21 protein-coding genes are annotated in these 16,929 nt (G+C 71.1%); 7 read left to right on the top strand and 14 right to left on the bottom strand.

The genetic code is table 11. The features are described from left to right. Window positions 1–41: 41 nt before the first annotated feature. Window positions 42–1,265: a polyhydroxyalkanoate depolymerase gene (locus tag QZM15_RS14760; protein WP_302106640.1), complete on the top strand. Its 1,224-nt coding sequence runs from the start codon at window positions 42–44 to the stop codon at window positions 1,263–1,265. 7 nt (window positions 1,266–1,272) lie between these two features. Here QZM15_RS14760 and QZM15_RS14755 read toward each other — a convergent pair whose 3' ends face one another. From QZM15_RS14755 to madL, 11 genes are all read right to left on the bottom strand, one after another. Then, on the bottom strand, window positions 1,273–1,920 hold the full coding sequence (locus tag QZM15_RS14755) for a phosphoribosyltransferase (RefSeq protein WP_302106639.1): 648 nt from the start codon (window positions 1,918–1,920) through the stop codon (window positions 1,273–1,275). A 123-nt stretch (window positions 1,921–2,043) separates the two neighbouring features. Further along, the gene (locus QZM15_RS14750) at window positions 2,044–2,565 is read right to left on the bottom strand and encodes a phospholipase D-like domain-containing protein (RefSeq protein ID WP_060313507.1); all 522 of its coding nucleotides are present in this window, start codon (window positions 2,563–2,565) and stop codon (window positions 2,044–2,046) included. A 128-nt stretch (window positions 2,566–2,693) separates the two neighbouring features. Continuing rightward, window positions 2,694–3,626 carry an acyltransferase domain-containing protein gene (locus QZM15_RS14745; RefSeq protein ID WP_060965827.1) on the bottom strand — a complete coding sequence of 311 codons (933 nt, stop codon included), beginning with the start codon at window positions 3,624–3,626 and terminating at the stop codon, window positions 2,694–2,696. Then, window positions 3,623–4,489: a triphosphoribosyl-dephospho-CoA synthase MdcB gene (gene mdcB / locus QZM15_RS14740; RefSeq protein ID WP_302106638.1), complete on the bottom strand. Its 867-nt coding sequence runs from the start codon at window positions 4,487–4,489 to the stop codon at window positions 3,623–3,625. Before mdcB ends, QZM15_RS14745 begins: the two co-directional genes overlap by 4 nt. Further along, window positions 4,486–5,154 (bottom strand): malonate decarboxylase holo-[acyl-carrier-protein] synthase, encoded by a 669-nt coding sequence (mdcG, locus tag QZM15_RS14735; protein ID WP_302106637.1) that lies wholly within the window; start codon window positions 5,152–5,154, stop codon window positions 4,486–4,488. Before mdcG ends, mdcB begins: the two co-directional genes overlap by 4 nt. After that, window positions 5,141–5,848, bottom strand: coding sequence for a biotin-independent malonate decarboxylase subunit gamma (gene mdcE, locus QZM15_RS14730; protein WP_302106636.1), 708 nt, complete (start codon window positions 5,846–5,848; stop codon window positions 5,141–5,143). The genes mdcG and mdcE overlap by 14 nt, the downstream gene beginning before the upstream one ends. Continuing rightward, a complete protein-coding gene (locus QZM15_RS14725) occupies window positions 5,835–6,770 on the bottom strand; it encodes a biotin-independent malonate decarboxylase subunit beta (RefSeq protein WP_302106635.1) in 936 nt (311 codons plus the stop codon). Before QZM15_RS14725 ends, mdcE begins: the two co-directional genes overlap by 14 nt. Next, window positions 6,767–7,081 (bottom strand): malonate decarboxylase acyl carrier protein, encoded by a 315-nt coding sequence (mdcC, locus tag QZM15_RS14720; RefSeq protein ID WP_006485317.1) that lies wholly within the window; start codon window positions 7,079–7,081, stop codon window positions 6,767–6,769. The genes QZM15_RS14725 and mdcC overlap by 4 nt, the downstream gene beginning before the upstream one ends. Window positions 7,082–7,091: 10 nt before the next feature. Beyond that, a complete protein-coding gene (gene mdcA / locus QZM15_RS14715) occupies window positions 7,092–8,738 on the bottom strand; it encodes a malonate decarboxylase subunit alpha (RefSeq protein ID WP_059574316.1) in 1,647 nt (548 codons plus the stop codon). A gap of 142 nt (window positions 8,739–8,880) precedes the next feature. After that, on the bottom strand, window positions 8,881–9,648 hold the full coding sequence (madM, locus tag QZM15_RS14710) for a malonate transporter subunit MadM (protein WP_006476364.1): 768 nt from the start codon (window positions 9,646–9,648) through the stop codon (window positions 8,881–8,883). A gap of 11 nt (window positions 9,649–9,659) precedes the next feature. Then, window positions 9,660–10,055 carry a malonate transporter subunit MadL gene (gene madL, locus QZM15_RS14705; RefSeq protein ID WP_059573893.1) on the bottom strand — a complete coding sequence of 132 codons (396 nt, stop codon included), beginning with the start codon at window positions 10,053–10,055 and terminating at the stop codon, window positions 9,660–9,662. 330 nt (window positions 10,056–10,385) lie between these two features. Between madL and QZM15_RS14700 the strand changes: the two genes are divergently transcribed. Both QZM15_RS14700 and QZM15_RS14695 read left to right on the top strand, forming a co-directional pair. Next, complete coding sequence (locus tag QZM15_RS14700) at window positions 10,386–11,234, top strand: LysR substrate-binding domain-containing protein (RefSeq protein WP_059573894.1); 849 nt, start codon at window positions 10,386–10,388, stop codon at window positions 11,232–11,234. Between the two features lie 156 nt (window positions 11,235–11,390). Beyond that, window positions 11,391–11,675 carry a DUF4148 domain-containing protein gene (locus QZM15_RS14695; protein WP_059573895.1) on the top strand — a complete coding sequence of 95 codons (285 nt, stop codon included), beginning with the start codon at window positions 11,391–11,393 and terminating at the stop codon, window positions 11,673–11,675. A 34-nt stretch (window positions 11,676–11,709) separates the two neighbouring features. On the opposite strand, the gene QZM15_RS14690 is transcribed toward QZM15_RS14695, so the two are convergent. Next, on the bottom strand, window positions 11,710–12,627 hold the full coding sequence (locus tag QZM15_RS14690) for a 3-hydroxyacyl-CoA dehydrogenase NAD-binding domain-containing protein (RefSeq protein WP_302106634.1): 918 nt from the start codon (window positions 12,625–12,627) through the stop codon (window positions 11,710–11,712). A 248-nt stretch (window positions 12,628–12,875) separates the two neighbouring features. On the opposite strand from QZM15_RS14690, the gene QZM15_RS14685 reads away from it, so the two are divergent. Together QZM15_RS14685 and QZM15_RS14680 are read left to right on the top strand one after the other, a co-directional pair. Beyond that, window positions 12,876–13,313 (top strand): Hsp20/alpha crystallin family protein, encoded by a 438-nt coding sequence (locus QZM15_RS14685; RefSeq protein ID WP_060313480.1) that lies wholly within the window; start codon window positions 12,876–12,878, stop codon window positions 13,311–13,313. Between the two features lie 16 nt (window positions 13,314–13,329). Further along, window positions 13,330–13,740: an Hsp20/alpha crystallin family protein gene (locus QZM15_RS14680; RefSeq protein WP_302106633.1), complete on the top strand. Its 411-nt coding sequence runs from the start codon at window positions 13,330–13,332 to the stop codon at window positions 13,738–13,740. A gap of 112 nt (window positions 13,741–13,852) precedes the next feature. Here the strand turns inward: QZM15_RS14680 and QZM15_RS14675 are convergent, their stop codons facing one another. Both QZM15_RS14675 and QZM15_RS14670 read right to left on the bottom strand, forming a co-directional pair. Next, window positions 13,853–14,155, bottom strand: a complete 303-nt coding sequence (locus QZM15_RS14675) for a zf-TFIIB domain-containing protein (RefSeq protein ID WP_302106632.1) — start codon at window positions 14,153–14,155, stop codon at window positions 13,853–13,855. Window positions 14,156–14,261: 106 nt separating this feature from the next. Next, window positions 14,262–15,017, bottom strand: coding sequence for a TerC family protein (locus tag QZM15_RS14670; RefSeq protein WP_059573900.1), 756 nt, complete (start codon window positions 15,015–15,017; stop codon window positions 14,262–14,264). Between the two features lie 110 nt (window positions 15,018–15,127). On the opposite strand from QZM15_RS14670, the gene QZM15_RS14665 reads away from it, so the two are divergent. Together QZM15_RS14665 and QZM15_RS14660 are read left to right on the top strand one after the other, a co-directional pair. After that, the gene (locus QZM15_RS14665; protein ID WP_302106631.1) at window positions 15,128–16,021 is read left to right on the top strand and encodes a LysR family transcriptional regulator; all 894 of its coding nucleotides are present in this window, start codon (window positions 15,128–15,130) and stop codon (window positions 16,019–16,021) included. Window positions 16,022–16,138: 117 nt separating this feature from the next. Further along, the coding region (locus QZM15_RS14660; RefSeq protein WP_302106630.1) for a DUF2242 domain-containing protein at window positions 16,139–16,929 on the top strand (791 nt) is incomplete at its 3' end.

Here is a 16,929-nt window from a genome sequence, read left to right as displayed (position 1 = left end):
CCATAATGCAGATTCACGCTCCTTCCGCCCCAGGGTCCGCCATGTGGTATGCCGTCGTCGAGCAGCAGCGGGAATGGATGCGCGCATGGCGCGCGGCGACGCGGTACGCGTTCGACGCATGGCCCGCGGCGTCGCTGCCGCATGCCGCTTCGTCGTGCTACGACGACCTGTTCGAGCCGCTGCTCGGCCCGCAGGCCGCGCCACCGGGCTTCGACCTCGCGTGGCCCGCCGTCGGCGAGCAGGTCGTCGCGCACACGCCGTTTTGCGACCTGCGGCGCTTCGCGCACGACGACGCGCGCCGCACGGTGCTGCTGTGCGCGCCGCTCGTCGGGCACGCGGCCGTGATGATGCGGGAAACCGCGGAAACGCTGCTCGCGGACGGCGACGTCTGCGTGACCGACTGGCGCAATGCGCGCGACGTGCCGCTCGCGGCGGGCCGTTTCGGGCTCGACGAGTACGTCGCGATGCTCGACGACTTCGTCGGCATGCTCCAGCGCGACGCTCGGCCGCTGCACGTCGTCGCCGTGTGCCAGGCGACCGTGCCGGCGCTCGGCGCCCTCGCGCTGCGTGCCGCTCGCGGGCTCGCGCCGCCCGCGAGCGTCACGCTGATCGGCGGCCCGATCGATGCGCGCCGGAACCCGAGCGCGCTCGGCGCCGCGGCCACCGCCCATTCGCTCGACTGGTGCCGGCGCCACCTGATCGACGTCGTGCCGCCCGGCTTCGCCGGGCACGGTCGCCACGTGTTTCCGACCTATCTGCAACAGGGCGAGATCGCGCTGCTGTATCCGCAACGCTTCCTGACGCTGATCGAGACCTACGCGCTCGCCGCTTCCCGCTTCGACATGACCGGACTCGCCGACGCACGGCGGGCGCTGCGCGAATACACCGCGCTGCTCGACATGCCGGCCGACTATTTCCTCGACACGGTCGACGTCGTGTTCCAGCGCATGCTGCTCGCGACCGGCGCGTGGCGCGTGCGCGGCCGGCGCGTCGAACCGGCCGCGCTGCGCGACGCCGCGCTGCTGACCGTCGAAGGCGCCTGCGACGCGGTCACGGGCGCCGGCCAGACGCATGCGGCGCTCGACCTGTGCAGCGGCCTCCGCGCCGACGAGCGCCATCGCGTCGACATCGACGATTGCGATCACTACGGGCTGTTTACGGGGCCTCGCTGGCACGGCAGCGTCCATCCGGCGCTGCAGCGCGTGTTCGCGCTGGCGGAAGCCCGCCGACCGCGCCAGCGCACGCGCCGAATCCGTCGGACGTGACCCCGTGTCAGGGGCGCGCGGCGTCGAGCAGCGCGCGCACCTCGTCGTCGCTCGTCTGATCGAAGCGCACGTAGAACTGGCTGATCCCGAAGAACCGTAGCGGCTGCGACACCGCGACGAACGCGTCGGCCAGACCGTCGAACGCATGCGCGGCCCCCGCCGGCGCCACCGGCACCGCCGCGACGATGCGCGCCGGGTGGCGCTCGCGCAGCGCCTGCAGCGCGACACGCATCGATGCGCCGGTCGCGACACCGTCGTCGACGACGATCGCGATGCGCCCTTCCACCGCCAGCGGCGGCGCGGCGCCACGATACAGCGCTTCGCGGCGATGCAACTCGGCCGTCTCGCGCGCGACGACGTCGGCGAGTTGCGCGTCCGATACGTCCATCGCGCGGATCGTCGAGCGTTGCAGATGCGTCGCGCCGCCCGTCGCGATCGCGCCCATCGCGAGCTCGGGGTCGAACGGCACGCCGAGCTTGCGCACGACCAGCACGTCGAGCGGCGCGCGCAGCGCGCGCGCGACCGGATACGCGACGGGCACGCCGCCGCGCGGCAGCGCGAGCACGACGACATCGCCGCGCCCCGCGTATTCGCGCAACGCGTCGGCCAACTGGCGGCCGGCCTCGGCGCGATCGGCAAAACTGGGTTCGGTCACGAGCGGCTCCCTGCCCTTGCGCCGGATGCGCGCACTCCGCGCCGGCGCCTGTCAACGAGCATGGTTCATCGGTCGCACCGACGCAAGCGGGGTCATACCGGCGCGCGACGCGCCGGAGGAAGGTCAGAGGCCGGCGGCCTGCCGGTACAGCCGCCAGAACGACTGCGCGTAGGACTGCGCGAGCTCGGGCGCGCGCCGGAACACGTTCACCGTGTCGGCCCGCTCGGCCGCGCCGTCGGACAGCGTCGTCAGCGCGACGCTGTCGTCGACGATCACGAAGCGCGACGCGGGGCCGCCGTGCCGCGAATCGATCGCGACGTCGATGCCAGCGGATTTCAGATAGCCGGCGCCGCTGGTCTTGCCCGCGCGCGGCGGGCGCACCAGCACGACACGTACCTCGATCCCGCGCGCGCGGGCCGCGCGCAGCGCGCTCGCGACCGCCGGCGACACCTGCGTGTAGCCGGCCAGCAGCACGCGGCGCTGTGCCTGTTCGATCAGATCGACGGTCGCGTCGGCCGCCGCGTTGTCATACGAAAAGTACGTGCCGACCGATGCGGCGTCGGACGGAATCTGGCTGGCGTGGACACTCGTCGCGCAGCAGAACGCGGCGAGCAGGATGGCGGCTGGTCTCATGGCGGGCGCCATTGTAGCGACGCCAATTCGCGTGGCAAGAGGCGGCCGCGACGCTGCTGCGCCGGCGCAACACACCGTGCGAAAGCGGTGCCCGACGGCTGGGTTTCAAGCCGGGTTTCGACCGGGTTTCGACCCGTCGGTCAGCCGCCCGCGACGCGCGCGAGCCAGCTCGTCACGCCGTCGACGGAACGGAAATCCGCGAGGCTGCGCGCAGGCAGCGCGGGATATGCGCCGCCGGCCATCTCGGCCAGCGCGCGCCCCGGGCCGAGTTCGAGAAACGCGGTTGCGCCGGCCTCGACGCACGCCGCCAGACAGGCCGCCCACTCGACCGGCTCCGCGATCTGCCGCGCGAGCTTGTCGAGGCCCGTGTCGACGTCGAGCACCGACGCGCCGTCGATCCCCGAGAACAGCCGCGTGCCGGGCAGCGGCCGGCGCACGCGCGTCGCGGCCAGCGTCGCGCGGAATGCCGGCACGGCCGCCGCGAGCCGGCGCGTGTGCGACGCGATCCGCACGCAGACGGGCGCGACGCGCAGCGCACCGGCTCGCAGCGCGGCGTCGGCCACGGCATCGACATCGGCGTGCCGCCCCGCGACCACGAACGCATCGCCGGGGTTCGCGATCGCGATGGCCGCGTCGCGGCCCTCGCACAGCCGCGCCAGCTGCGTGCGCGTCAGGCCGCGCACGAACACCATTCGCTCGTCGCCGCCGCTCGCGGCATCCATCGCGCGTGCACGCGCATCGGCCAGATCGAGCGCGTCGTGCGGGTCGATCATCCCCGCGACACTCCACGAGCCGACCTCGCCGACGCTGTAGCCGGCGACGCAGCGCCGGCGCGGCCACACCGCGTCGAGCAGTGAAGCCGCCGCGAGCGCGTGGAGCGTGCAGAGAATCTGCGCGGCGCGGTTTTCCGTCAGCGCGTCGGGCCCGGCCTGCCGGACCCACGTGCGCGGATCGTCGCCGAGCAGCCGGCCCGCATGCGCGAACAAAGCGTCGGCCTGCGGCGCCGCCCCGGTCAGGTCGAACATGTCGGCGCGCTGTGCGCCTTGCCCCGAACACAGGATGGCCAGCGTCATCGCACGTGCCCTTCGGCTTCGAGCACATCGACGAACACGCTCATCGCGAGCAGGTCAGCTGCCCCGCCGGGGCTCAGCCGGCGCGCGACGAACGCCCGATGCGCGGCCGCCGCGCGCAGCCGCCAGTCGCGCGCCCGCACGCCGCCACGCGCGACGAACGCACGGGCGGTCGCGCGGGCGAAATCGAGGCCGTCCTGCCCGCCCCGGTGCAGCAGATTCGTGTCGTCGAGCGCGGCGATCAGCGCGAAGCATGCGGCGACCCGCGCGGCTTCCGGATCGTCCGGCAGGTCGCGCCGGGCGCGGCGCAGCGCGGGCAAGCCGACCGCGTACACGGTCGGGAAGCCGTCGGCCGCCTCGCGACGCGCACCGCCGACACCGTAGCGGCGGCTCGCGCGCTCGCCGTGGCTGTCCGGCAGACGCGGGCCGCCAAGGATCTCGGCGCCCCAGCGACGCGATACGAACGCGCCGAGCGTCGTCCCGTCCGGCGCCGCGCCCGGTATCGCGCGCCGGCCGGCGGCCGCGCACAGCAGCCCGAGCCCGAAGATCGCGCCGCGATGCGTATTGACGCCGCCGGTCGCGGCGAGCATCGCGTGCTCGGCTCGCAGGCCGATCTTGCGCAGCACGGCCATGTCGGCGTCGCGTGCGCCGGCGTCGGCGAGTTCCGCGAAGTACGGCCGCAGCACGGCGGCGCTGCGCGCGAACGTCGCGGCATCCATATCCGCGTGACTGCCGGTATCGACGTGACTGACGAGGCCCGGCTTCGGATAGGTGTCGATCTCGAGTACGAGGCTACGCTCGGCCAGCGCGGCGATGCGCTCGGCATCGGACGGCGCGGCGACGCGGCAGGCGGCTCGTGCGTTCACCGCGTGCCTCCGGTGAAGGCGTCGGCGCGCATCAGTTCGACGGCGATCGCCGTCTTCACCGCGACGTCGGGCATCCGCGCGTGCAGTTCGCGCCAATTGACGCCCGCGCCGTCGGCGCGCAGCAGTTCGCCGTCGAGGCGCATCGGCGCGCGCGCGTCGATCGCCGCGAGACCGTCGAGCAGCGGCGCGAGCGACGCGGCATCCGGCAGCGGAAACACGATGTCCAGATCGGACGATGCGCTCAGGTAAGGGTCACCCGTCAGCGCCTGCCATGCAAGGCTGCCGAACACGCGCCCCTGCACGCCGCAGCGCGCGCCGAGCGCATCGAGCTCGCGCAGCAGCGCATGCCAGGCCGCGGGCGCGGCGGCGAGCACGTCGGTCAACGTGGGAAGCGGGCCGACCGTCGCGAGCGCGTCGGCGGTCACGTTCAGCGCGATGCGCCGCTTGCCCGCCGACGGCGGCAGCGGCAGGCCGAGCGGCACGCGGCCGGCGTCGGCTTCATCCGGCGACGCGCGACGCACGATCAGCGGTCGGCCGTGTTCGGCCCAGGCGCGCACGAGCGGATCGCCCGCGAGCGCGGGGTCGCGGGCAAAGGCCGCGCGCCACCCGGCCGCCGTCAGCGTGACGAGCGTGTGGCGGCGCAGCGGCAGCTCAGCGTGCGGCACGCGCGAGTGCCTCGACGCGGGCGGCGACGTCGGTCGCGACCGGCCGGCCGCGCGCCGCGCGCCGATCGACGCGCTCGGCCGGCTTGCCGAGCCATTCGCCGACCTGCGCGTCGAGCGCGCGAGACGGATCGAGCACGGCGTCGACGGCGCCCATCTTCACGAGGTTGTCGAGCCCCGGCGCGAACACCGGCGTCGAACGCGCCATCTCCTTCAGCACGTCGATCGGCAGCTTGGTCACGCGCGACATCGACGGCAGGTCCATCACCTCCGGCTCGGCGCCCGGCACCGCGAGCAGCGTGCGCGTCGCGAGCGCGGTCGCGATGAATGCGCCAGCCGCCGTGTGGCCGTACAGCACGCCGACCGTCCGGTGTCCGGCGAGATCCGCGTGCATCAGGCACTTCGCGAGATGCGACAGCCCTTCGTTCAGGCCGAGCAGTTCGTCGCGCTTGCTCATCCGCTGGCTGTCGCTGTCGACGAGCACGAGGATCGGCGTGTCGCCGCCGCGCGCGACCGTGTCGAGCACGCGCGACGCCAGCGTCAGCGCCTCGTCGATGCCGAACGGCAAGCGATCGGTCACACCGATCACGTCGACGCGCGTACCGGCCAGTTCCGCGTGGCCCGTCAGCAGGCCGCCATGACGCGCGATCGAATGGCCGGCGGGAAACAGCGCGTTCAGTACTTCATCGAGCGTCATGCCGGGCCTCCTGTAACTGGTCGGCGAGCTTCGCGAATTCATCGTCGGGCATGCCGGGGATCGCTTCCGGCTTGTCGGCGCCGAGCGCACGCCACACGTCGAGCGCATCCTCGCAGCCGCCGAACCGTTCGATCCGCGCTTCGAGACGCGCCTGTTCCGCGCGCAGCATCGCCGCATCGAACGCCGGCGCGCGGCCGATCAGATCGAGCGCGGCCGCGCGGAACGCGTCCGGCGTATCGGCCACGTAGCGATCGGCGCCGCCGATCAACCGCCGGTGCTTGCCGCCCATCGTGCGCCAGATCAGCGCGCGATCCTTCGAATCGAATTCCTCGACGCCGCGGTTGGTCTCGATCACTTCGGGGCCCGACACGCTGATGCGCCCCTGTTCCGACACCGCGAGCGCCGAACAGCACGCGGCGAGCAACCCGCCGCCGCCATAGCAGCCCGCGCGCCCGCCGATCAGCCCGATCACCGGCACGCCGGCCGCACGCGCGTCGACGAGCGCGCGCATGATCTCGGCGATCGCGAGCTCGCCCGCGTTCGCTTCCTGCAGCCGCACGCCGCCCGTATCGAACAGGATCAGCACCGGCTTGCCGACGTCGCGTGCGGCGCGCAGCAGCCCGGTGAGCTTCGCGCCGTGCACTTCGCCGAAAGCGCCGCCCATGAAGCGGCCTTCCTGCGCGGCGACGAACACCGGCCGGCCGTCGAGCCGGCCATGGCCGACCACCATCCCGTCGTCGAACTGCCGCGGCAGGTCGAACAGCGGCAGGTGCGGGCTCGTCACGCGCTCGGCCGGCCCGAGGAATTCGCTGAAACTGCCCGCGTCGAGCAGCCCGTCGATGCGCTGTCGCGCCGATGCTTCGTACCAGCTCGCCGCGTTCGGGACGAACGCCGGCGCGTCGTGGATCGCGTCGCTCATCATGCGTCTCCCTCGATCGCGCGCACGGCCTGCGCGAGCCGCAGCGACACCATGTCGGGCCGCGCGCCGCCGTCGTTGATCGACAGCTTCAGGCCGCCCGGCGTGCGCCGTTCGACGAAATCCGACACGACGGCCTGCCAGACCGCGCCGAAGCCGACGGCCGCAGTGCGGATGTCGATCTCGCATTCGTTGCCCGGCAGCACGCGCTCGACGAGCACCTCGAGATTGCCGGACGCGACCACGCCGACGAGCGCCGCGGCCTGCTCGCCCTTCGCGCGTTCGCGCGCGGTGAAGCGGTAGTTCAACTGTTCCATGCCCTCTTCCTCACCAGTTGCGGAACCGGGCCGGCGGCGCATAGAGCCCGCCCGACCAGTGCACGAGATCCTTGATCGAACGCGCGGCGAGCCAGCGGCGGTCGGCGTCGAGCGGATCGATGCCGAGATCCTCCGGGCGGCGGATCACACCGCGTTCACGCAGCCGCTCGACCATCCTCTTGTCGCGGCCACGGCCGACGTCCGTGTAGCCGGCCACGCCGCGAATCGCATGCTCGCGTTCGTCCTTGTCGCGGCACATCAGCAGGTTCGCGATCCCTTCCTCGGTGACGATGTGCGTGACGTCGTCGCCGTAGACCATGATCGGCGCGAGGTCGAGCTGCAGCTTGTCGGCGAGCTTCAGCGCGTCGAGCTTCTCGACGAACATCGGCACGTTCTTGTCGCCGAACGTCTCGCCGATCTGCACGACCAGCTTGCGGCCGCGCCGCAGCGCCGCCGGCGTGTCCGGGTCGGCTTGCGCGCCGGCCTTCAGCCACGGCTCGCTCGGATGGCGCCGGCCGCGCGCATCGCTGCCCATGTTCGGCGCGCCGCCGAAGCCGGCGATCCGCTCGGCCGTGACCGTCGACGAATGGCCGGACAGGTCGATCTGCAGCGTCGAGCCGATGAACATGTCGCACGCATAGAGGCCGGCCGTCTGGCAGAACGCGCGGTTCGAGCGCAGCGACCCGTCGGGGCCCGTGAACCACACGTCGGAGCGCGCGCGGATGTAGTCGTCCATCCCGACCTCGGAGCCGAAGCAGTGGATCTGCTCGACCCAGCCCGATTCGATCGCGGGGATCAGCGTCGGATGCGGATTGAGCGCCCAGTGCGTGCAGACCTTGCCCTTCAGCCCGAGCTTCGCGCCGTAGGTGGGCAGCAGCAGCTCGATCGCGGCCGTGTTGAAGCCGATCCCGTGGTTCAGGCGCTTGATCCCGTACGGCTCGTAGAGGCCCTTGATCGCGAGCATCGCGGTCAGGATCTGCGTCTCGGTGATCGCGGCCGGATCGCGCGTGAACAGCGGCTCGACGTAGAACGGCCGGCCGGCCTCGACGACGAAATGCACGCGGTCGCCCGGGATGTCGACGCGCGGCACCTTGTCGACGATGCGGTCGACCTGGGCGATCACGATGCCGTCCTTGAACGCGGTCGCCTCGACGACGGTCGGCGTGTCCTCGGTGTTCGGGCCCGTGTACAGGTTGCCGTCGGCGTCGGCGCTCACGGCCGCGATCAGCGCGACCTGCGGCGTGAGATCGATGAAGTAGCGGGCGAACAGTTCGAGATAGGTATGCACCGCGCCGAGCGCGATCTTGCCGCCGAACAGCAGCTTCGCGATGCGCTGCGATTGCGGGCCCGAATACGCGAAGTCGAGCCGCTTCGCGATGCCGCGCTCGAACACGTCGAGATGCTCGGGCAGCACGACGCCCGACTGCACCATGTGCAGGTCGTGGATCTTCGCGCTGTCGACGTCGGCGAGCGCGACGGCGAGCAAGTCGGCCTGCTTCTGGTTGTCGCCTTCGAGGCATACGCGGTCGCCCGGCCGCAGCACCGCTTCGAGCAACGCGACGGTGTCGCGCGCGTCGACCCGCTTGCCCCGCGCGTAAGCCGCGCCGGCCGCGAGCCGGGCATCGCGCGCCTGCCGCGCGTGATTCCATCCGGTCATGAACAGTTCTCCGCTTCGAGGGTTCAGCGGCATTCTAAGCCTGGCGCCGCTGTCGATTGATGATGTTGCCGAATGCGACTCAGAGGACGCCGCGATGGATGCGGCGCGCGCACGGGCCACTCGCATGGCCCCTCGCCTGGCCTCACGCGCCGACCAGCGCGCGCGTCGTGAAGAACAGCACCGACGGCCCGAGCAGGCAGCCGACGCCGGTATGGAAGGTCGCGACCAGCGCACCGTACGGGACGAGCCGGCGATCGGTCGCGGCAAGGCCGGCGCTCACGCCGCTGACGGTGCCGGCCAGCCCGCCGAAGATCATCGCGGAGCGCGGCGTCTTCAGCCCCATGAAATTGGCCGCGACCGGCGTGCCGACCATCACGATGATCGCCTTCACGAGCCCCGTCGCGATGCTGAGCGCGATCACGTCGGAGCTCGCGCCGATCGCCGCGCCCGTGACGGGCCCGACGATATAGGTGACGGCGCCCGCGCCGATCGTCGTCATGCTGACCGCATCGGTATAGCCGAACGCACGCGCGACGCACGCGCCGACGATGAACGGCAGCACGGTGCCGAGCAGCAGCGACACGACGCCGACGAGCCCGGCCTTGCGCGCCTCGGTCGGCTGCACTTCGAACGCGGTCGCGACGATCGCGAAATCGCGCAGCATCGCGCCGCCCATCAGGCCGATGCCGGCGAACAGCTTGACGTCGGCCAGCCCTTTCTCGCCTCCGGTGAATGCGCCGCCGACGTAGGCGAGCACGAGGCCGATCACGATCGCGATCGCCGAGCCGTGCACGCGGCCGAACGTGAGCTTGCGCGACGCGATCGACGACAGCCACATGATCAGGCCGACCAGCGCGAACGACGCGACGAGCCCGTTGTGGGCGACGGTTTTTTCGAGCATCTGCAGCATGGCGGCCTCCGTTACCGTTCTTCGAATTGCGGCACGCCCGCGAAGGCCGTGTCGTCGCGGCCCGTGCGCGCGAGCACCGCGATGCAGCATGCGCAGATCGCGACCGCGCCGACGGCCGCCAGCAGCGCGACCGGCCCGCCCTTGAGCGCGGCGACGACGTTCTGGTTCGCGGCCATCGCGACGACGACCGGGATGTACATCGCGCCCCAGAAGCCGACGCCCGCCTCGGTCTCCTTCGGCAGCCAGCCGCGCCGGTGCAGCCACAGGCGCAGGCAGATCAGCAGCAGCATCGCGATACCGACGCCGCCGACGTTGGTCTTCACGCCGATCGCGCTGCCGAGCAGGTCGCCGAGGAACAGTCCGGCCAGGTGGCAGAACGCCAGCAGCGCGGTTCCATAGATGATCATGAGTCGTCTCCAGTCTCTTCGTGACGGGCGCCTGACGCGTGCGGGAGCCAGGCCCGCACGCCGATCCCGGGCGGACTGTGTGTCTCCTGCGGCGGGGCGCCGCGGCCCGGCGGCTCGTCGTGCGAGCGCGTTCTCGGGGTCGATGGGATGATGCGGTTTCGGGCCGGACGCCGGATGGCTTAGACTGATCGATGCAGCCGGCGGCGCGACACGGGCTACGCGTCCGGTGTCCCCCGTTTCGCGGAGGCCGCACGGGCGCGTGATCCGATACTAGCGCCGCAAAATCCGGCCATTTATGAAGTTGTCGAAACCGATTCAGTGGATTTAGCAATGCGTCCGTTACCGCCCGAATTGCTGCGCAGCTTCGTCGCCGTCGCCCAGTCCGGCAGCTTCACCGCCGCGTCCGAGCGCGTGAACCTGTCGCAATCGACCGTCAGCCAGCATATCCGCCGCCTCGAGGAGCTGCTCGACCGGCCGCTGTTCGAGCGCGACACGCGCAACGTGCACCTGTCGCAGCACGGCGACGCGCTGTTCCGCTACGCGGTGCGGATTCTCGAACTGATGGACGAGGCCGTCACGTCGGTATGCGGGCCGCCGCTGTCGGGCAAGGTGCGGCTCGCGATGTCGGAGGATTTTGCGTCGGCGCACCTGACGGCCGCGCTCGCGAGCTTCGTGCAGCGCAACCCGGACGTCGAGCTCGCGATCTCGACCGGGCTGTCGGGCGACCTGTTCGACGCGCTCGACGAGGGCCGGCACGATCTCGTGTTCGCGAAGCGCATCGCCGGCAGCCGGCGCGGCCGCGTGATCCGCAGCGAACCGCTGTACTGGTGCACCGGCCCCGATTCGCGGATCACCGGCCACGAGGCCGTGCTGCCGCTCGCGATGCATCCGGAGCCGAGCGTGTCGCGCCGGCGCGTGCTCGAATCGCTCGAAGCCGTCGGGCGGCCGTACCGCATCGCCGTCGTGAGCAGCAGCATCGCGGTGTTGCGGGCGGCCGCGAGCGCGGGGCTCGGCGTCAGCGCGTTCGCCGGCTACGTGATCCCGGCCGGGCTCGCGCGGCTCGACGCGGGGCTGCCGGAGCTCGGCGAACTCGAATACGTGATCGACCGCCCGGCGGCCGCGTCGCGCTCGACGCTCGCACTGGAAGCCACGCTGATCGCGGCGGCGGCCGAGTTGTAACGGCACCGCACGGGCGCGGTCGCGCCCGCACCTGACAGCGTTGCCCGGAACGCGTCATCGTCCGCGCAGCACGCGCTCGCGACAATGGGACCCAACGGAATGCACCGCACATCGCCGCGCGCATCCGCTACCCCGTCCCCTTGATCGGAGCCCGCCATGAACAACGCCCTGCGATTCGCCGTCGCGACCGCCGCAGCCGCCTTGCTGTCCCCCGCCTTTGCCCAGACCGACGCGTCGCCCGCCGCGCAACAGGGCCTGACGCGCGCGGAAGTCATCGAGCAGCTCAAGCAGGCCTATCTCGACGGCGAACTGCCGACCAACGACGGCAACTATCCGGCGAACGCCGCGACGCGCGCACGCAACCGCGAACTCGTGCAGGCCACGAGCCCCGCGTGGCTGGCCCACGTGCCGCCGGCCAGCCAGACGACGTCGCAGCAATAACCGCCGCCGCCGCGCGTGCACGACCGGACCAGGATCAAGGCAGGAAGCTGCGGCGCCGCGCGTCGATCAGCTCGACGAGCAGCCGGTCGCGCTCGGCCGCCAGCGCCTGCATCGAGCGCTCGCCCTGGATCGCGCGCAGTTCGTCGGTCAGCTTGCGATCGACCTCCGGATCGAACGACGGCGTGCCGAGGTCGTCCCACCAGCTCGCGATCGGCCCCGACAGGTGTTCGAGGAAGTGCGCGATCCCGCCCGCGCCGCCGCCGAGATGATAGGTCAGGCACTGCCCCATCAGCCCCCAGCGCAGGCCGGGGCCCCACGCGACGGCCTTGTCCGCGTCGGCGACGCTCACGACGCCTTCGCCGACGAGGTGATACACCTCGCGGAACAGCGCGGCCGCGAGCCGGTTCGCGACGTGGCCGGTCGTCTCCTTGTTCAGCACGATCGTCTGCTTGCCGAGCGCATCGTAGAACTGCTTCACGCGCGCGATCACGTCGGGGTCCGTCGCATCGCCGCCGACCAGCTCGACGAGCGGGATCAGGTGCGGCGGATTGAACGGATGCGCGATCAGGCAGCGCTCCGGATGCTTCGCGCACGCGGTCTGGATCTCGGACATCTTCAGGCCCGACGAACTCGACGCGATCGGCACGTGCGCGGGCAGCACGTCGTCCATCTGGCGATAGAGCGCGCGCTTCAGGTCGAGTCGCTCGGGGCCGTTCTCCTGCACGAAGTCGACGCCGTCGAGCGCGCGCACGAGATCGGCGTCGAACGACAGCCGCGCGGCAAGTTCGGCGGCCCGCTCGCCGAGGAAGGCGGCGAGCGCGTCGCGCAGCCGCTGGTCGGCCTGCGGCGCCGGGTCGGTCGCGACGACGTCGAAGCCCTGCGTCAGGTAGAAAGCGGCCCAGCTCGCGCCGATCACGCCGGCGCCGACGATCGCGATACGTCGAATGTCCATGGTTGTCCCGTGTGGTTGGTCTGCGGATATGCCGCGGCGATTGTCGCATCGAATCCTGTGCGCATGCGTCGACGCGGGGATTGCACATGCCCTCTTGAAATGCGCGGCGGCGGCCACTAATTAAGCGTCGTCGGGCAGTGCCGCATCCAACGCACCGCCCCCGTTATCGACCCCGTGGAGCCCCCGTCGCGCCCGCCGCAGGCGTCGCGCGGTCACGTCTCCCGCGTTCCCTGTTCAGGAGGACCAACATGAGCGGTATCCATCACGGCTACGATCTGTTCGACGAATTCGCCCGCGTGCAGCGGCAGATGGCGAGCCTGCTCGGCGAGCGCCCGTCCGGCATCCGTGCGGGGCGCGCCGGCGCGTTTCCCGCACTCAACGTCGGCGCCACCGACGATGCGATCGAGATCGTCGCGTTCGCACCCGGCATGGCCGCGAGCGACTTCGACGTGTCGATCGACAAGGATCTGCTGACGATCAGCGGCGAGCGCAAGCCGGCGCCGCGCGACGGCGACGACGTGCGCACGTATGCGCAGGAGCGCTTTCACGGCGCGTTCCGCCGCGTGGTCGAATTGCCGCGCGACGCGGACCCCGACCAGGTCAGCGCCCGCTACGAGAACGGCTGCCTGCTGATTCGCGTCGGCCGGCGCGAAGCATCGAAGCCGCGTGCGATCACGATTCAGTAATCTTCAGGATACCGACATGAACACGAACCCGACCCTGGCCGAACGCCACCCGAGCACCGTTTACGCTGCCGCCGCCGAAGCCGCGCGCCGGCCCGCGATCACGCCGTCCGTCGACATCGTCGAGGACGCGCGCGGCGTCACGCTGCGGGCCGACCTGCCCGGCGTGCCGCGCGACAACCTCGACGTGAAGGTGCACGACAATACGCTGACGATCGAAGCCGCGACGCAATTCGACGCGCCGGCCGACCTGCGCATGCGGCACGCGGAAGTACGCGCGACGCGCTATGCACGGTCGTTCGTGCTGAGCGCCGACCTCGACACGTCGCGAATCGACGCGAACCTGCGCGACGGCGTGCTGACGCTGACGATTCCGCGCCGCGAGGAAACGCGTCCGCGTCGCATCGACGTGACGGCCGGCCATGCGTAAGCATCGGCGCGTGTGCTGACGCGACGCGCATGAAAAATCCCCGCCCCGGCGCGATGCCGGGCGGGGATTTTTTACATCGGGCCGCGCGCGTTCGGGCACGCGAACGGCCGCTTCAATCGAAATCGAACAGGTCGAACACCGACTTCTTGCGGCGCCGGCCGTCGTGCCGATCACGCTCGTCGTGCGAGCGGCCGTCGCGCCCCCAGCCGTCGTTGCGACCGCGCGGCGCATGCGCATCGTGTTGCGCCGGCACGGCGTCGCGGCGAACCGGCGCGTCACCGGTTTCACGGGCGATCAGCTTGTCGAGTTCGCCGCGATCGAGCCACACGCCGCGGCAGGTCGGACAGTAGTCGATCTCGATCGACTGGCGCTCGGCCATCAGCAGGTCGGGCGTCTTGCAGACAGGACATTTCATCGCGTTTCTCCTTTCCGTGCGAATTTCATCCGGATTCCGTATGAGGCGCGCGAGCCGGCCGCCGCGGCGGCCGGCATCCCGCGTGCCGCGTCAGTCGCGCGCCGCGTCAGTCGCGCGCCGCATGCGCGGCCCGCTTCGCCTTCGCGCGCCGCGCGAGCATGTTCATGCCCTCGACGAACGCCGAGAAGGCCATCGCCGCATAGATGTAACCCTTCGGCACGTGCGAACCGAACCCTTCGGCGATCAGCGTCATGCCGATCACGACCAGGAACGACAGCGCGAGCATCACGATCGTCGGGTTGCGGTCGATGAAGCGTGCGAGCGGCTGCGCGGCGAACAGCATCACGGTCACCGCGACGATCACGGCGACGAACATGATCGGGACGTGCTCGGTCATGCCGATCGCGGTCACGATGCTGTCGATCGAGAACACGATGTCGAGCATCACGATCTGGCCGATCGCGGCCCACATCGTCAGGCCGGCCGCGCCGGCGGCCCCGCCCGCGCCGTCGCCGTCGTGCGACACGTGGTGATGGATCTCGGTGGTCGCCTTCCACACGAGGAACAGGCCGCCCGACAGCAGGATCATGTCGCGCCACGAGAACGCATGGTCGAACAGCGTGAACACGGGTTCGGTGAGGCTCGCGATCCACGCGACGCTGCCGAGCAGCGCGAGGCGCATCACCAGCGCGAGCGCGATGCCGAGGCGCTGCGTGCGTGCGCGCTGCGCTTCGGGCAGCTTGTTGCTGAGGATCGAGATGAAGATCAGGTTGTCGATGCCGAGCACGACTTCCATCACGACGAGCGTCAGGAGCGCGGCCCAGACGGCGGGGTCGGTGGCAAGCGTCAGCAGATAGTCCATGGGATGGGCGGATACGAAAGTGGAAAACCCGATGATATGCCGCTCCGTACTTCGGAAAAATCAGAGAGAATCTGACTTCAGGTTCGTTTTTTTCGATATATCGTGCTCCGATGCTGAATTTTCGCCATCTGTACTATTTCTGGGTCGTCGTGAAGGAAGGCGGTTTCGCGCGTGCGGCCGGCCGGCTGGACATGGCCGTGCAGACGATCAGCGCGCAGGTGCGCGAGCTGGAGAAATCGCTCGGGCACCAGTTGCTGCGCCCTGCCGGGCGCGGCGTCGCGATGACCGACGCCGGGCAGGCCGCCTTCGCGCGCGCGGAAGTCATCTTCGAGATGGGCCGGCTGATTCCCGACGACGTGCGCGCGGCGGCCAGCCGGCCAACCGTGCGGCTCGCGGTCGGCCTCGCGGACGGCATCTCCAAGCTCGCCGCGCACGCGATCCTGGCCCCGGTGCTCGACACGCCCACGCTGCGGCTGCTGTGCCACGAGGGCGAGCACGACGCGCTGCTCGCGGAACTCGCGCTGCATCATCTGGATCTCGTGCTGGCCGGCCAGGGCGCGCCGTCGGGGTCGAACCTGCGCGTGACGAGCGAGCGGCTCGTGGCCTCGCCGGTCGACTGGTACGGGCCCGCGGCGCTCGTCACGCCGGCCGCCCGGCAGCGCTTTCCGCAGTGCCTGACCGAGCTGCCCATGCTGCTGCCGACCGCGCATTCGGCATTGCGCGCCCGCCTCGACCTGTGGCTGGAAAACGAGCGGATCGTGCCCCGCGTGGCCGGGGAGTTCGAGGACAGCGCGCTGATGGCCGTGTTCGCGGCGCGCGGCCTCGGCGTGTTCCCGCTGAGCGAACTCGGCGCGAACGATGCGTCGCTGCTGCGCGGGCTCAGGCGGCTCGGGCAGGCGGGCGACGTGACCGAGGAGATCCACGCGATCCGCTCGCGGCGCGGCGAACATCATCCGCTGACGTCGCGATTGCTGGCCGCGGCGCGCGGCGCGCCGGCCGACTGAAGCGAGCCGCGACATCAAACGAAACTATAATGTCGCCCCGGCCATACGAGATGTGCGCGTGCGCCCATCCGGGCACCGCCCTTGCGCCACCTCTCGCCGAGCCTTCTGAAAGACGCCATGCACAACCGATTTCGCCTGTTTTCCGTTTCGTGCGCGCTCGCGGCCGCGACCGTGCTGGCGGCATGCTCGTCGCCGCCCAAGCCGATCTACCAGCAGGAACAGTTCGACGCGACCAGCAGCCCTTATGCGCATACGTTCCACTCGAAATCCGACGCGGCCTGCGAGGCCGCGCGGCGCGCGCTGCTGAGCCAGGGCTACGTGGTGTCGTCGTCGCGCAACGACGCGGTCGACGGCAGCAAGAATTTCCAGCCGAGCAACGACATGCACGTCGTGATCGAGTTTCACGTCGTGTGCGCGGACGCGACCGCGGACGGCTCGTCGAGCATCGCATACGTGAACGCGGTGCAGGACCGCTATACGCTGAAGAAGTCGAATACGTCGGCCAGCGTCGGCTTGAGCGTGTTCGGCTCGCTGTCGCTGCCGATCGGGTCGAGCGACGATGCGCTCGTGAAGACCGCGAGCGAGACGATTCCCGCCGGCGTGTTCTATGAACGCTTCTTCACGCTCGTCGACCATTTCCTGAAGATCGACCCGGCGCGGCGCGACCGCGCGACCGTGAAGGCCGCCGAGAAGGAGCCCGTCGCGCCGCTGCCCGAACCCGCGCCGACGCCGCAGGGTGAACCGATGAAGATGACGACGCCGGTCGTGCCGACGCCGCCCGCGGCGCCCGTGCCGCTTTCGGTGCCGGGTGTCACGCCGGGGTCGGGCGCGAATGCCGTGCCGGCCGCGGCTTCGGCCGTCGCGGCGCCCGCCGCGATGCGCGCTGCCGCGCCGGCGGCGTCCGGGCC

The organism is Burkholderia sp. AU44665 (assembly GCF_030504405.1).
In the GTDB taxonomy this organism is placed as follows: Bacteria; Pseudomonadota; Gammaproteobacteria; order Burkholderiales; family Burkholderiaceae; genus Burkholderia; species Burkholderia semiarida.
The sequence above is the reverse complement of the archived record's forward strand: the minus strand, read 5'-3'. Positions and strand labels throughout refer to the sequence as shown.